Origin of the sequence: Mesorhizobium loti CJ3sym, from assembly GCF_000472785.1 — a bacterium.
Taxonomy (GTDB): domain Bacteria; phylum Pseudomonadota; class Alphaproteobacteria; order Rhizobiales; family Rhizobiaceae; genus Mesorhizobium; species Mesorhizobium loti_E.
Genome location: NZ_AXAL01000015.1, coordinates 68,839 through 83,100, shown reverse-complemented (window position 1 = coordinate 83,100; position 14,262 = coordinate 68,839). Strand labels below are relative to the sequence as shown.

Annotated in this window: 12 protein-coding genes and 1 tRNA gene; 8 read left to right on the top strand and 5 right to left on the bottom strand. The window is 61.7% G+C overall.

Annotated features, from left to right (window positions below; genetic code table 11):
• Positions 1-21 precede the first annotated feature (21 nt).
• Positions 22-1,188, bottom strand: a complete 1,167-nt coding sequence (locus A3A9_RS0121175; protein ID WP_027060555.1) for an acetyl-CoA acetyltransferase — start codon at positions 1,186-1,188, stop codon at positions 22-24.
• A 192-nt stretch (positions 1,189-1,380) separates the two neighbouring features.
• Between A3A9_RS0121175 and betI the strand changes: the two genes are divergently transcribed.
• The 5 genes from betI to betB are packed head-to-tail and all read left to right on the top strand — an operon-like array spanning position 1,381 to position 7,666.
• Positions 1,381-1,971, top strand: a complete 591-nt coding sequence (betI, locus tag A3A9_RS0121170) for a choline-binding transcriptional repressor BetI (protein WP_027034321.1) — start codon at positions 1,381-1,383, stop codon at positions 1,969-1,971.
• Positions 1,968-3,497 (top strand): choline-sulfatase, encoded by a 1,530-nt coding sequence (gene betC, locus A3A9_RS0121165; RefSeq protein WP_027060554.1) that lies wholly within the window; start codon positions 1,968-1,970, stop codon positions 3,495-3,497. The genes betI and betC overlap by 4 nt, the downstream gene beginning before the upstream one ends.
• Positions 3,494-4,498: a threonine/serine dehydratase gene (locus tag A3A9_RS0121160; RefSeq protein ID WP_032926103.1), complete on the top strand. Its 1,005-nt coding sequence runs from the start codon at positions 3,494-3,496 to the stop codon at positions 4,496-4,498. The genes betC and A3A9_RS0121160 overlap by 4 nt, the downstream gene beginning before the upstream one ends.
• Positions 4,491-6,143: a choline dehydrogenase gene (gene betA, locus A3A9_RS0121155; RefSeq protein ID WP_027060553.1), complete on the top strand. Its 1,653-nt coding sequence runs from the start codon at positions 4,491-4,493 to the stop codon at positions 6,141-6,143. Before A3A9_RS0121160 ends, betA begins: the two co-directional genes overlap by 8 nt.
• 59 nt (positions 6,144-6,202) lie before the next feature.
• The gene (gene betB / locus A3A9_RS0121150) at positions 6,203-7,666 is read left to right on the top strand and encodes a betaine-aldehyde dehydrogenase (RefSeq protein WP_027060552.1); all 1,464 of its coding nucleotides are present in this window, start codon (positions 6,203-6,205) and stop codon (positions 7,664-7,666) included.
• Positions 7,667-7,862: 196 nt separating this feature from the next.
• Here the strand turns inward: betB and A3A9_RS0121145 are convergent, their stop codons facing one another.
• A complete protein-coding gene (locus tag A3A9_RS0121145; RefSeq protein WP_027060551.1) occupies positions 7,863-10,100 on the bottom strand; it encodes an AGE family epimerase/isomerase in 2,238 nt (745 codons plus the stop codon).
• A 190-nt stretch (positions 10,101-10,290) separates the two neighbouring features.
• Between A3A9_RS0121145 and A3A9_RS0121140 the strand changes: the two genes are divergently transcribed.
• Positions 10,291-10,367: transfer RNA gene (locus A3A9_RS0121140), tRNA-Pro, on the top strand.
• Positions 10,368-10,432: 65 nt separating this feature from the next.
• Here A3A9_RS0121140 and A3A9_RS0121135 read toward each other — a convergent pair.
• Complete coding sequence (locus A3A9_RS0121135; protein ID WP_027060550.1) at positions 10,433-11,542, bottom strand: integrase; 1,110 nt, start codon at positions 11,540-11,542, stop codon at positions 10,433-10,435.
• 373 nt (positions 11,543-11,915) lie between these two features.
• Entirely contained in the window at positions 11,916-12,182 is a 267-nt protein-coding gene (locus A3A9_RS0121130; protein WP_027060549.1) for a hypothetical protein, read from the bottom strand.
• A 108-nt stretch (positions 12,183-12,290) separates the two neighbouring features.
• Between A3A9_RS0121130 and A3A9_RS0121125 the strand changes: the two genes are divergently transcribed.
• Positions 12,291-12,518, top strand: coding sequence for a helix-turn-helix domain-containing protein (locus A3A9_RS0121125; protein ID WP_027060548.1), 228 nt, complete (start codon positions 12,291-12,293; stop codon positions 12,516-12,518).
• Between the two features lie 309 nt (positions 12,519-12,827).
• Positions 12,828-13,016: a hypothetical protein gene (locus tag A3A9_RS0121120; protein ID WP_027060547.1), complete on the top strand. Its 189-nt coding sequence runs from the start codon at positions 12,828-12,830 to the stop codon at positions 13,014-13,016.
• A 406-nt stretch (positions 13,017-13,422) separates the two neighbouring features.
• Here the strand turns inward: A3A9_RS0121120 and A3A9_RS0121115 are convergent, their stop codons facing one another.
• On the bottom strand, positions 13,423-13,728 hold the full coding sequence (locus A3A9_RS0121115; protein WP_027060546.1) for a hypothetical protein: 306 nt from the start codon (positions 13,726-13,728) through the stop codon (positions 13,423-13,425).
• Between the last annotated feature and the right edge of the window lie 534 nt (positions 13,729-14,262).

Genomic DNA, 14,262 nt, shown 5'->3' with positions numbered 1-14,262 from the left:
CCCGCAAAATGCAGGGGCGGTTTACCTGATCCGGTCGAGAATGGAAACGTAGTTGGCGACGGCCGCTCCACCCATGTTGAAGATGCCGCCAAGCTTTGCGCCCGGCACCTGGATGCCGCCGGCTTCGCCGACGAGTTGCATGGCGGTCAAGACATGCATGGAGACACCGGTGGCCCCGATCGGATGGCCCTTGGCCTTCAAGCCGCCTGAAGGATTGACCGGCAGGCGGCCGTCCTTCGCCGTCGTGCCGTCCAGCGCCAGTCTGGCGCCCTCACCCGGCCTGGCCAGGCCCATCGCCTCATATTCGATCAGTTCGGCGATGGTGAAACAGTCATGCGTTTCGACAAAGGAGAGATCGTCGAGTGTCACGCCAGCGTTCTTCAGCGCCTTGCCCCAAGCCTGCTCGCAGCCTTCGAAGGCCAGGATGTCGCGCTTCGACATCGGCAGGAAATCCTGCACATGTTCGTTGGCACGGAAGGCAACGGCACGGCGCATCTTCAGCGCGGTCGCCGTGTCGGCAAGGATAAGGGCGGCAGCGCCGTCGGAGACCAGCGAGCAGTCGGTGCGCTTCAGCGGGCCGGCGACGAAGGGGTTCTTTTCGCTCTCCTGCCGGCAGAATTCGTAGCCGAAATCCTTGCGCATCTGCGCATAGGGATTGTCGACGCCGTTCTTGTGGTTCTTGGCGGCGATCATGGCGAGCGCGTCCGACTGGTCGCCATAGCGCTGGAAATAGGCCTGCGCGATCTTGCCGAAGACGCCGGCGAAGCCCGCCGGTGTCTCGCCATCTTCCGGCAGATAGGATGCTTTCAAGAGGTTCTTGCCGATCTCCGGTCCAGGCGTCGTCGTCATCTGTTCGGCGCCGACCACCAGCACGATGCGGGCCGCGTTGGCGTCGATGGCGCGGATGCCTTGCCGGACCGCCGCCGATCCCGTGGCGCAAGCATTCTCTACACGCGTCGCCGGCTTGAAGCGCAGCCTGTCGTCGGCCTGCAGCACCAGGCTGGCGGTGAAATCCTGCGCCGAAAAGCCGGCGTTGAAATGGCCGAGCACGATCTCGTCGACCTCGTCCGGACCGATCCCGGCATGGTCGAGCGCGTCCGTCGCGACCTTGACGATCAAGCTTTCGAGCGTCTCACCTTCAAGCTTGCCAAAGCGCGAATGCGCCCAGCCAACGATGCATGCGGTCATGGCGGTCTCCATCCTTGGCGCCAGCCTATGACATGGCGCAGTTCGCTGGTATTGTTCAAATATAAACAATCGCCCTCGCCTCGGAAAGGGCCGAAACAAGACAATCGCTTGGTACAGGCTGTCCCAGTGTCGAATTTTTTGTTGATTGACCCGTCAATAAAAAATAATCTCCGCGCAAAAATCGGGAACAACATGCCGAAAGTTGGAATGGAGCCACTGCGCCGCAAGGCGCTGATCGACGCGACGATCTCAGCGATCGGCGAGCGCGGTTCGCTTGACGTGACCATGTCCGAGATCGCCGGGCGCGCTGGTGTGTCTTCGGCGCTTGCCCATCACTATTTCGGCGCCAAGGACGAGCTGCTGCTGGCAACGATGCGGCACATCCTTGCCGAGTTGACCATCGACATGCGCCGCGCCCTGCAATCCGCCACTTCCCCGCGCGAGCGCGTCTCGGCGGTGGTGGCCGTCAACTTCTCCGACATCCAGTTCCAGCCGGAAACCATCGCCGCCTGGCTCGCCTTCTATGTCGAGGCGCAGAAATCGTCAGCGCTTCGCCGGTTGCTCAGGGTCTATGCGCGACGGCTGCATTCGAACCTGATGAGCGGGCTGACCGGCATCCTGCCCAGGGCTGAGGCCGACCGGGCCGCCGAAGCGACGGCGGCGATGATCGACGGGCTCTATATCAGGCGGGCGCTCAAGGACGGCGTGCCTGACGCCGCGACCGCGATTGCGCTGGTCGAGGACTATCTTGAAACCAAACTCGGCGAGCGGCGCAAACAGTGACCACGAAGCGACCCAATTTCCTGATCGTCATGGTCGATCAGCTCAACGGGACTTTTTTCCCAGATGGGCCGGCCGCGTTTCTGCACGCGCCGCATCTGAAGGCGCTGGCCGCACGATCGGCACGCTTTGCCAACAACTACACGGCCTCGCCGCTCTGCGCGCCGGGCCGCGCCTCGTTCATGAGCGGCCAGTTACCGTCGCGCACCGAGGTATATGACAACGCCGCCGAATTCGCCTCGTCGATCCCAACCTTTGCCCATCATCTGCGCGCCGACGGCTACCACACCGTGCTCTCGGGCAAGATGCATTTTGTGGGGCCCGACCAGTTGCATGGCTTCGAGGAGCGGCTGACCACCGACATCTATCCGGCCGATTTCGGCTGGACGCCGGACTACCGCAAGCCCGGCGAGCGCATCGACTGGTGGTATCACAATCTGGGCTCGGTGACCGGCGCCGGCGTCGCCGAGATCTCAAACCAGATGGAGTATGACGACGAGGTCGCCTTCCATGCGGTGCAGAAGCTCTACGATTTCTCCCGCGTCTCCGACAATGCCGCGCACCGACCCTGGTGCCTGACGGTCTCCTTCACCCATCCGCACGACCCCTATGTGGCGCGGCGGCAATATTGGGACCTCTACGAGGATTGCCCGGCGCTCGAGCCTGAGATTGGCTTCATTCCCTATGACAGCCAAGATCCGCATTCACAGCGGCTCTACAAGGCTTCCGATTATGACAGCTTCGACATCACGGCCGAGCAGGTCCGCCGCTCGCGGCGCGGCTATTTCGCCAACATCTCCTATCTCGACGACAAGGTCGGCGAGCTGCTGTCGGTGGTAGAGCGCACGCGCATGCTTGACGACACGATCATCCTGTTCTGCTCGGATCACGGCGACATGCTCGGCGAGCGCGGCCTGTGGTTCAAGATGTGCTTCTTCGAGGGCTCGGCGCGGGTGCCGCTGATGATTGCCGGCAAGGGCATACCGGCCGGACTGATCGAGGCGCCGGTCTCCAATCTCGACGTGACGCCGACGCTGTGCGATCTCGCCGGCATCGATATGAGCGCGATCGCGCCATGGACCGACGGCCAGTCGCTGCTGCCACTGCTGAATGGCAAGCCACGTACAGCACCGGTGCTGATGGAGTATGTCGCCGAAGGCTCCAATGCGCCGTTGGTGGCGATCCGCGACGGCCGCTACAAGTTCGTCCATTGCGAGATCGATCCGTCACAACTCTATGATATCGAGGCCGATCCGCATGAGTTGAACAATCTCGCCGCCGATCCGGCGCACGCCGGTCTGGTGGCGGCCTTCATGGAAAAGGTCCGCGCGCGCTGGGACATGGCGGCTTTCGACGCCGCCGTGCGGGTCAGCCAGGCGCGGCGCTGGGTGGTCTATCCAGCGCTGCGCAACGGCACGCACTACCCCTGGGAATTCCAGCCGCTGCAGAAGGCTTCGGAACGTTACATGCGCAACCATATGGATTTGAACGTGCTCGAAGAGCAGAAACGGTTCCCGCGAGGCGAATGATGGCAGACCTTCTCGTTCCCTCCCTAGACCACCTCCAACAGGCATATGCCGTCACCTCCAGGGCAACGCAGATCACGCCGCTGCTGGAATCGGCGGCACTTGCTCGCGAGACCGGCGCGGCCCGCGTCTTCATCAAGCCAGAATCGCTGCAATGGGCGGGATCTTTCAAGGTGCGCGGCGCCTATTGGCGTTTGAAGCAGCTTTCGGCCAATGAGGCGAAAAAGGGCGTCGTCGCCTATTCCTCCGGCAATTTCGCGCAAGGGCTGGCCGCCGCCGGCCAGGCGCTCGGCATTCCGGTCACCATCGTCATGCCGATCGACGCGCCGGCGGCCAAGCGCGATGCCACGGCAGGCTATGGCGCCCGTGTCGTGCTGACCGACCACGGCGATCGCGCGCGTGAGGAAGTCGCCGCCGCCAAGGCGCGTGAGATCGCCGAGACCGAAGGGCTGGCCCTGCTGCATCCCTTCGACGACCCGGAGATCGTCGCCGGCCAGGCAGGCGCCGGGCTCGAAGCGCTCGACCAGCTTGCCGCCAAGGATGCCAGCGCCGACCTGTTGTTCTGTTCGGTCGGCGGTGGCGGGTTGATCGGTGGCGTTTCGCTCGCCTTCCACTATCTGTCGCCGGCAACCGAGATCATCGGCGTCGAGCCGGAAGGTTTCAATGGCATGGGCTCGTCACTGGCGCATGGCGCCATCGAGACCATGCCGATCGGTCCGAAGTCGATCTGCGACGGGCTGATGTCGCGACGGCCGGGCGACGCTCCATTCGCGGCGGTCAAGACCGCTGGCGTTCGCGGCATCACCGTCGACGACCAGTCGGTGCGGCGGGCAATGAAGATCGCCTTCGAGCGCATGAAGCTGGTGCTGGAGCCGTCTGGGGCGGCGTCGCTGGCGGCGCTGCTCGGCGGCAAGGTGGATGTGAAGGACAAGACCGTCCTTGTTGTGGCAACCGGCGGCAACGTCTCGCTCGCCGATTTTATGGCGCATATGAACCATGCTTGAAGCGGATTTCGTCATTATCGGCTCCGGCTCGGCCGGCTCGGCCATGGCCTATCGTCTGTCGGAGGACGGCAAGCATTCGGTCATCGTCATCGAATTCGGCGGCACCGATATGGGACCGTTGATCCAGATGCCGTCGGCACTGTCGATCCCGCTCAATATGAGCCTCTACGACTGGGGCTTTGCCAGCGAGCCGGAGCCGCATCTCGGCGGCCGTGTGCTGGCTACGCCGCGCGGCAAGGTGATTGGCGGCTCGTCCTCAATCAACGGCATGGTCTATGTGCGCGGCCATGCCCGTGATTTCGACCATTGGGCCGAAGAAGGCGCAGCAGGCTGGGGCTTTGCCGACGTGCTCCCCTATTTCAAGCGCATGGAAGACAATGACGGCGGCGAGGACGGCTGGCGCGGGCACGGCGGCCCGCTGCATGTGCAACGCGGCTCGCGTAAGAATCCGCTCTACGGCGCGTTCGTCGAGGCAGGCCGCCAGGCCGGGTTCGAACTGACCGACGATTACAATGGCTCCAAGCAGGAAGGCTTTGGGCCGATGGAGCAGACCATCCGTGGCGGCCGCCGCTGGTCGGCGGCATCGGCCTATCTGAAGCCGGCTCTCAAACGTGGGAATGTTAGCCTGCTCAAGGGCTTCGCCCGCCGGGTGGTCATCGAGAATCAACGCGCTGTTGGCGTCGAGATCGAAGCTCACAAACAGATTCAAGTCGTTAAGGCACGACGTGAGGTGATCATCGCCGCATCGTCGATCAATTCGCCCAAGATCCTGATGCTGTCGGGCATCGGACCGGCCGAGCATTTGCGCGAAAACGGCATTGCCGTCGTTGCCGATAGGCCCGGCGTCGGCCGCAACCTGCAGGACCATATGGAGCTTTATATCCAGCAGGAATCGACCAAGCCGATCACGCTGAATTCGGTGCTGAATCCATTCTCGAAAGCGTTGATCGGGGCGCAGTGGCTGTTCTTCAAGACCGGGCTCGGCGCCACCAACCATTTCGAGGCGGCCGCTTTCGTGCGCTCGCGCGACGGCGTCGACTATCCAGACATCCAGTACCACTTCATCCCGGCGGCGGTCCGCTATGACGGCAAGGCGGCGGCGAAGTCGCATGGCTTCCAGGCGCATGTCGGACCGATGCGCTCGAAGTCGCGCGGCTCGGTGACGTTGCGCTCGCCCGACCCAAAGGCGACACCGGTGATCCGCTTCAACTACATGTCACATCCGGACGACTGGACAGAGTTCCGCCACTGCATCCGGCTGACCCGCGAGATTTTCGGCCAGTCGGCCTTCGACGCCTATCGCGGCAAGGAGATTTCGCCGGGCAGCCATGTTCAGTCGGACGACGATCTCGATGTCTTCATTCGCGACCATGCCGAGAGTGCCTACCATCCCTGCGGCACCTGCAAGATGGGTCGCGCCGACGATGCGATGAGTGTCGTCGATCCGGAATGCCGGGTCATCGGTGTCGACGGATTGCGGGTCGCGGACTCTTCGATCTTCCCGCGTGTCACCAACGGCAACCTCAACGCGCCGTCGATCATGACCGGCGAGAAGGCGTCCGACCACATCCTTGGCCGCACGCCGCTGGCGCCGTCGAACCAGGAACCATGGATCAATCCGCGCTGGCAGCTATCCGACAGATAGGCCATGATCGTGAGACTGCACGATCCGCATGCCGCGAAAGACAATTTGGAGACTTCCCCATGCGCGCCCAGCCAACGGCATCGCACTATGTCAACGGACGCTACATAGAGGATGAAGGCGGCGCGCCGCTGCCGGTGATCTATCCGGCAACTGGCGAGGTCATCGCCACCCTGCATTCGGCGACGCCGAATGTGCTGGAACTCGCCGTCGAGGCCGCACGAGCCGCGCAACCGGCCTGGGCGCGGCTGAAGCCGGTCGAGCGCGGGCGCATCCTGCGCCGCGCCGCCGACATTCTTCGCGCCCGCAATGCCGATCTCGCCCGCATCGAGACGCTCGACACCGGCAAGGCGATCCAGGAGACGCTGGTCGCGGACGCGCCCTCGGCCGCCGACTGCCTTGAATATTTCGGCGGCGCGGTCGCCGCCTACAATAGTGAATCCGTCGACCTAGGCGGACCTTTCGCTTACACGCGGCGTGAGGCGCTGGGGGTCTGCGTAGGCATCGGCGCCTGGAATTATCCGATCCAGATCGCCGGCTGGAAATCAGCACCGGCGCTCGCCATGGGCAATGCCATGGTGTTCAAACCGTCGGAAAACACCCCGCTATCAGCGCTGGCCCTGGCCGAGATCTACAGCGAGGCCGGTCTGCCGGACGGGCTGTTCAACGTCGTGCAGGGTTATGGCGATGTCGGCGCAGGCCTCGTCGGCCATGATGTCGTTGCCAAGGTTTCGGTGACCGGCTCGGTCCCTACCGGCCGCAAGGTTTTATCGCTTGCCGGCTCGAAGATGAAACATGCGACGATGGAACTCGGCGGCAAGTCGCCGTTGATCGTCTTCGACGACGCCGACATCGAAAACGCCATCGGCGGCGCCATGCTCGGCAATTTCTACTCCACCGGCCAGATCTGCTCCAACGGCACGCGCGTCTTCGTGCAGAGCGGCATTCACGATCGTTTCGTCGATCGCCTGATCGAGCGGACGAAAAAGATCCGCATCGGCGATCCGCTCGACCCCGAGACCCAGATGGGGCCGCTGGTGTCGAAAGCACAGCATGAGAAGGTGGTTGGCTATATCGCGATAGGCAAGCAGGATGGCGCTGTTCTCGCCTGCGGCGGCAACGTGCCCTCGCTACAGGGTTTCGACGGCGGCTTCTTCGTCGAGCCGACGATCTTCACCGGTGTCTCCGACACGATGCGGATCGCCCGCGAGGAGATTTTCGGGCCGGTCATGAGCGTGCTGAAATTCGATGGCGAGGACGAGGTGATTGACCGCGCCAACGACACCGAATTCGGCCTTGCCGCCGGCGTCTTCACCCGCGACCTGCCGCGTGCCCATCGTGTCATCGCCGAATTGCAGGCCGGCACCTGCTGGATCAATGCCTACAATCTGACTCCGGTTGAAATCCCGTTCGGCGGCTTCAAACAGTCCGGCATCGGCCGCGAGAACTCGCTGGCGGCGCTGGCGCTCTATTCGCAGCTGAAGTCGATCTATGTCGAGACGGGGGATGTGGCGTCGCCTTATTGAGGCCGTCGCGAAGCACCCCCCCTCTGCCCTGCCGGGCATCTCCCCCTCAAGGGGGGAGATCACGCACTTAAACGCTTTCGCTAATTTTCGACGTTGCAAGAGAAGGGCCGACGCCAAAGTAGCCCATCTCCCCACTTGAGGGGGAGATGGCCGGCAGGCCAGAGGGGGTGCTGTCGCGCCGACTCCTCAAGAGGCCTCACCCCTCCCCGGCCGTCCCATCGAGATACTGCGTCAGCGCGCAGACCAGATGATAGAAGATGCTGGCCGGCACGTCCGATGCCCGCGAGCGGCCGCGTTCGTCGATGCGGTCGATCCACAGGCCGAGCGGCGCCGGGTCGATGTGCCAGCGGAACAGCCGGCCGACACGCTCCTCGATCTCCGGTTTAAGATCCGGTCCGCCAACGCCGTTCAGCGCAATCGCGGCCTTGACCGCCTCGGCCTGAGGCCAGCTGCGCGAGATCAGGTCAAGCGGCAGCCCTTGCCGGGAGACCGCGCCATAGGCGAGGCCGGTGGCGCGGTTTAGACCATTGGCGATGGCCGAGGCATAGAGTTTCCTGGCGAAGCCGTTCAACTCAGCCTGGCCGCTGCGTCCGGCGAAATCGACCAGCAGCGACGCCCATTCGAAGTGATGGCCGGGCTCGGTCCAGGCGCCCTTCTCGCCGGCTGACGGCGTCCACTCGGCATCGAAATATTCGCCCAGCGTCCAGCTTTCCCGGTCAAAGAAATGGCTGCGGAAGAGATCGATGATGCGCGCCGCGCGGCGCAGATGGGTCCGCTCGCCGGTTGCCTGGTGCCAGGCCAGGAAGGCTTCGAGCAAATGCATGTGCGGGTTGGAGCGCCGCTCGCCCTCGCCGTCCGATGTTTCGAGGAAGCCAGTCATGCGACGATCCTCGAGATGGGCATCGAGAAAGGCGAAGGTTTCCTTGCCGAGCCGCAAGGCATCGGGATTGCCCGACATATGCGCATGCGCCAGCGCCAGCAGCACGCAGGAATGATCGTAGGCGTCTTCGGTGGCGTCGGCGACGGAGCCGTCGACATGCAGGGTGCGAGCCCAGCCGCCTCTGTCGGTGCGGCCATTTCTGACCATGAACTCGATACCGTGGCTGATCAGCCGGTCGGCCGGACCATCCCAGCCGCGCGCGCTGGCGACCGCGAAGGCGTAGACCTGCCTTGCCATTGTGCGCATTCGCTTGGGTTTCATCAGCGGCGTGCCGTCGAAGCCCAGCGCCTCGTGGAAGCCGCCATGGCGCTCGTCGACGCCCGATGTCGACCACAGCGGCAAGGTTTCCTGGAACAGCCAGTGATGGACGCGTCGCCGCCAGGCACCGGTTTCAATGACACGGTCATGCGCCGGTGTGAACCTGGTTTCCAGCCGGCCGGATTTTTCGAGCTGCTCGACGATCTTCTTGACGTGCTGGCTGTGGCTGACCGGCGCGACGAAAGTGGCGTCGGCGGTCGAAACGATGGCGACATCCTTCATGCCGATTGCCGACAGCAGGCGGCCGTCGCTACGGATGTAGGAGTTCTCGCAATCGATGGCGACGATATCGCCGATGAGGACATTGCCCTGGTCGTCGGCGGGGCCGACATCTAGCAGCGATTGCCAGGAGCCGAGATCGTTCCAGCGGAAGCCGGCCGGCACCATGGCAATGCCTTGCGCCCGTTCCATGATGGCGTAGTCGATAGAATTTGATGGGATGGCGGCATAGAGTTCCAGCGGCATATAGAGGCCAGACAAAACCGATGTCGCCGCCTTGTAGGCGGCCTCGGTGGCCTGCCAGATGTCGGGCTGGAACGTCGCGAAGGCGTCGCGCATGGCTCCGGCGCGAAACAGGAAGATGCCGGTGTTCCAGTAGAAGTTGTCCGCCTCGAGATAGCTCTGCGCGGTGCCGAGGTCCGGCTTTTCGACGAAGCGCGTGACGTCGAAGATGCCGGCATGCGCGCCTACCACCTCGATATAGCCATAGCCGGTCTCGGGCTGCGTCGGCTTGACGCCGAACACCACAAGCCGGCCGGCACGCGCCGCCTCGACGCCTGCCTCGACGCTTAGCCAGAATTGCGCCGCGGTTGATATTTCGTGGTCCGAAGGCACCACCAGCACCAGGCTGTCGCCGAATTCGGACAAGGTTCGCAGCGTCGCCAGCGCCACCGCCGCGGCGGTGTTGCGCCCCGTGGGCTCGAACAATGGGCCGCCGCCGGCGAGATCGAGGCCGGCAAGGTCGGCATGGACGCGCTCGGCATGGCGCTCCGATGCGATCAGGAAAACTGGTGTCTCGCCAGCCGGCCGCGCCGTCAGCCGGCGCAAGGTCTTGGCCAGCATCGAACCATCGCCCGAAAAATCGTGAAACTGCTTGGGATTGTCCTCGCGAGACAGCGGCCATAGCCGCGAGCCGACGCCGCCGCTCATGACGAAACCGACGATGCGCTGGCTCATGGAAGTCTCGTCAAAAGTCTGGCCCCAGTCTGCCCCGATCTATCAACTCGGCGCTTAAGCTCACCTTTATCCGACTGCTAAATCCCAAGCCATCCGGAGAAGCTTCGGGAAAGCAAACAAATGCGACAGAAGTGCTGCCATTGCCGCTTGCAGGAATGAAGTGTGGCGGCTATAAGCCCGCGTCTGGTCACGGAGTGTAGCGCAGCCTGGTAGCGCACCTCGTTCGGGACGAGGGGGTCGCAGGTTCAAATCCTGCCACTCCGACCAGTGTTTCCAAGGCTTTCGTTGCCTTCCCGAAATTCCACGGCAACGAATACGGCAATGATTGAAGATCACTGGCGTAGCCTGCCCGCTCGACCGCTTGTGAAAGCATCGCCGACGTCGCTTTGATGGTCCGGATGGTGATGGCCGTATGTCTTTTCGAGCGTCTCTTTGGTCATGCCAAGATAACCGGCCGCTTGCCACATATCGACGCCTGCCTGCATCAGCCACGTGGTTGCTGTATGCCGCATCGTGTGTCGGACAATGCCTTGGCCTTCGTCGCCAAGTACGTCGTCCACCAGGTTGCGGAAGGCTCGCTTGGGGTCTGCAGGTCGTCCATGATACTCAACCACGTACTTGGCGCCGAGCCGATGCCAACGACGCAAGTGGGCTAGCAATCGGCCAGGCAGGCGTACAGGTGGTGCTTGTTTGTTTGCAGCAACGTTCTCGCCTTCCGCGGCACGATAATAGACGCCAGCCTCTAGGTCGACGTATGGCCTTCCTGGCTGGCGTGTAAATGAAGCCTGCCAGACCCGCGCCGATCGGCTGCCCGTGTACAGCGATGTGATTAGAAATCTAGCTACGTGCAGTGTGGCCTTCTTAGCGGTCGGCACACCACGCTGGACCTCGCGTTTGCGATAAGCAGCCCATATCAGTTTGGCCACATGATCGCGGTTTAGGTGATTGATGCGGCCCTTCGGCTTAGGCGGCAGAGTCACAGTCACCGCATGCCGAGTCACCTTGTCTGCAATCGCCATGCGACAAGCGGCCCGAAGATCCTCCAATTCACGCCGAGCCATCGTCTGCGACGAACGTTGCTTTGCGTAAGCCGCGCATGTGCTGGTGGTGATGTCGTCGAGGGTCTTGTCGCCCCAATAGGCGTCCAACGCGAGTGCACGCGCTGCCAGTTCTTTGGGCCGACGTGCGCCGTCTTCCTTCACGAGGAGATAGTGCGCAATCACCTCCGCCACCGATACTTCGGAAGCGGCCCTATGTTTCTCAGTTGGCTTTTCTAAGAAGCGTTTGGCGATGTGCTGTGCGAGCGCTTGCTCAGCCTGTTCGCGATCATGGAGACCGCAGCCCGTGCTGAACTGTTTTCCATCGAGGATGATCCAGACAGCCTCCCTGTCGGTGCTGGCAGGCCGGAGCCAGAGCCGCGCTGGTTTGCGGGAACGAGACATTTTTGCTTCATCTCCTCGATTGCAGAGAGCGTGGTGAAATCCTTGTTGGCGATGCGCATTATGGTCAATCGCCCACGCTCGGCTTCGCGGCGCAGCCCACTGACGGTCATCCCGCCGTGAGGGAAGGCCAATGGTATAGCGTCAGCAAGCCGCATCGGAGCCTGGTTATCGTTGTCTGCCTTCACACTTCCCCCCTCCAATAGGTGCGCCGTCCGACACCACGACCATGGGTTACATGGTGACGTAAGGCCGGACGGTTGCCGCCGCGCCAGGCGGCACTTCATTCAGTGGATTCGATACGGATATCGTCAAGCACCCGCCTGCCGTTGGCGCGGCGGGTGGGCCTTGTCTTTGCGAGGGCCGGAACACAGGGTCAGGCTGGCCCGTCGACCATCCAAAGACCTTTAAGTATGCAGATGTCCCAGGCGGCATCATCTATCGGCTTTAGGTAGTCGCCAAGGATGAGCCTGTCGCGCTGCGCATCTACGTGTGCGAACGATCGCACGCCGTACACCTCTATAGTCGGCCCGCGCTTGGGCCTTCCTCGTTGTCGATCGACAACCAGTGACGGCATCGGATGGTCCACGTGCGTGATCATGGCGCCGATCTTGAACTTCCATTGTTCGCTGTCGTTAAGCATGCTGGCGTCTCCTCGTTGAAAAAAATTCAAGCAAGAATATAATAATACCAACTGAAGTTGGAATCAAGTGACACTTGTAAAAAATTCAAGAGCGCTATAAACGAGGTTATGATAACGCCCAAACAGATCAGGGCCGCCCGTGCGCTTGTTGGGTGGCAGCAGACAGACCTGGCGCAAGCCGCTGGAATGTCGCTCACAGGCTTAAGCAATATTGAGAAGGGTTATGCGGACCCTAAGGCATCCACCCTGGTCGCCATAGAGAGTGCGCTACGCGCCGCTGGTGTTGAGTTCGTGGACGATAACGAACGCATTGGCGTTACCGTAAAGCGCGGTTAGCAGGCCAAACAGCTTACGAGGGTTTCTTATTCATTACGCGGCGCGTCAACAGGAGAACGCGAGTGAACAAATTGCTTGTGGCCCGCGCTACTCGGGGAAGCGCGGGCCGACCAAGTGCCCACTCGGTCGCGGCCGGAGCGGGAAGCAACTGCCGCAAATCAAAAACCATTAGCGCTGGCTAAAGTTCCAAGACGAGAAGCCACCGGCGCCGGGCTTTGGTATGAAATGTACAATTGATTCCGCTTGAAAGACCGCTCTCGACGACTTTATAAAAATCGCCTGGTTACCATTTGCTACAAGGCAACGGCGATGGATAGCGAGACGAACGGCAAGGTCCACCCTTGCGTTGAAGTGGTCGAAGCATGCGGCGAATGGCACGTCCGAGTGGTTGAGGACGGCAAGGCAACCACCCTTACCTACGAACTGGAATCCTATGCCCTAGCCTTCGCGGAAGGCCAGCGGATACGCTTAGGGCTGGATGAGTTCGTGCGGCTCTAATGTCCGGGGTTCAACAATTTGGCCTCTCGCACTAGCGATGACCAGTTGAGCCCCAGTAAGGCGATAAGCTCGATAGCTTGTGGTGCGGTGATGCCAGTTTCAACGACCAGACGACGCACCACAAAGCCGTTATCCGGGCGCGGCTTGTTTGCCTACATCTTCAATCATCATGGCGCGCATACCCTTCCAACTGACCTAACGGCAGGTGACAGGAAATGGTTCCGTTGACAAAAAGCCCCTAGCGCTGGGGGGGCGCCGGGGGCTTTAGCCATGTACGAGCTACTAGGCATGTCCGTATGTAAGCCCGCGCTAATATCGTCAACAAACGGTAAATGGCGCTACGCAGTCTGATCGGTGAAAGAAAAGCCGGGCCACCTTTCGGCGATCATTGGCTCGACCTGACCGGCTACCTTGCCACGAAGAGATTGCTCGCAATGCATTTATGGACCGGGCAATAATCTGTGTCGGTCGTCGGCACCCCTGCGCCGGAAGCCACCTCACCGGGACCGCATTGTTTCTGACCGCTGACATAGAGGTCGTAGCGCGTCAGGCTGAGGTTGAATATGGAGCGGTAGCGAATGACGGTGGTGCCGTCCTGCTTCAGTAGTGCCTGAACTTCGGCGCAACTCCGGCCGGCGATATCCCTGCGCTCTTGCGCTTGAGCCTGCACCACGAGGAAGAGTAACGGAATTGCAATCGCGATCGGTTTCATGGCGCCCACCAGCGTTTTCGCCCGACCCAAGGAATATAGTCCTACGATGATAGGCAATTGTAAATCGGCTACTGCCGCTTGCATGCCCTTACTCCCAAAAGAACACAAAGGGAACAAAAACCTTGTGGGAAAAGCCAGCCTTGGCGGGCGGCATGATCGGATTGGCAGTATATTGCACATCACTGGTTGGGGTTTGCGGTGTCTCCTAACAAGTGACTTAATCCGCAAACCCCGTCTTACCAGATGGCTCCCCGGAGGACGGGAGATGGTTACAGCCATCTCCCGTTTCCGACTTAAGGAGGTGTAACCATTTTGGTGCCACGTTGCGTTTTTCGCAACCACCCAATTTTTAAATCACACCATTTTGGTGGTCATCATTTTGAGCATCGCAAATCTGCGACACCGAAACGCATCGATCACAACGACGGACCAAAACCATACGCGATGAGTGATAACAACATCGAACATAAGTCGCGATCTCATATACCCATGCTCGCGCGGCGGACCTGCAGGACCGTCTGGCCGGCGTCATTT

What these genes read in the sequence shown, in the direction of transcription:
- A3A9_RS0121135 (WP_027060550.1), bottom strand. Translation starts at nt 11,542, where the DNA reads ATGTCTCGTTCCCGCAAACCAGCGCGGCTCTGGCTCCGGCCTGCCAGC.
- A3A9_RS0121145 (WP_027060551.1), bottom strand. Translation starts at nt 10,100, where the DNA reads ATGAGCCAGCGCATCGTCGGTTTCGTCATGAGCGGCGGCGTCGGCTCG.
- betA (WP_027060553.1), top strand. Translation starts at nt 4,491, where the DNA reads ATGCTTGAAGCGGATTTCGTCATTATCGGCTCCGGCTCGGCCGGCTCG.
- A3A9_RS0121130 (WP_027060549.1), bottom strand. Translation starts at nt 12,182, where the DNA reads ATGCTTAACGACAGCGAACAATGGAAGTTCAAGATCGGCGCCATGATC.
- A3A9_RS0121175 (WP_027060555.1), bottom strand. Translation starts at nt 1,188, where the DNA reads ATGACCGCATGCATCGTTGGCTGGGCGCATTCGCGCTTTGGCAAGCTT.
- A3A9_RS0121115 (WP_027060546.1), bottom strand. Translation starts at nt 13,728, where the DNA reads ATGAAACCGATCGCGATTGCAATTCCGTTACTCTTCCTCGTGGTGCAG.
- A3A9_RS0121160 (WP_032926103.1), top strand. Translation starts at nt 3,494, where the DNA reads ATGATGGCAGACCTTCTCGTTCCCTCCCTAGACCACCTCCAACAGGCA.
- A3A9_RS0121120 (WP_027060547.1), top strand. Translation starts at nt 12,828, where the DNA reads ATGGATAGCGAGACGAACGGCAAGGTCCACCCTTGCGTTGAAGTGGTC.
- betB (WP_027060552.1), top strand. Translation starts at nt 6,203, where the DNA reads ATGCGCGCCCAGCCAACGGCATCGCACTATGTCAACGGACGCTACATA.
- betI (WP_027034321.1), top strand. Translation starts at nt 1,381, where the DNA reads ATGCCGAAAGTTGGAATGGAGCCACTGCGCCGCAAGGCGCTGATCGAC.
- A3A9_RS0121125 (WP_027060548.1), top strand. Translation starts at nt 12,291, where the DNA reads ATGATAACGCCCAAACAGATCAGGGCCGCCCGTGCGCTTGTTGGGTGG.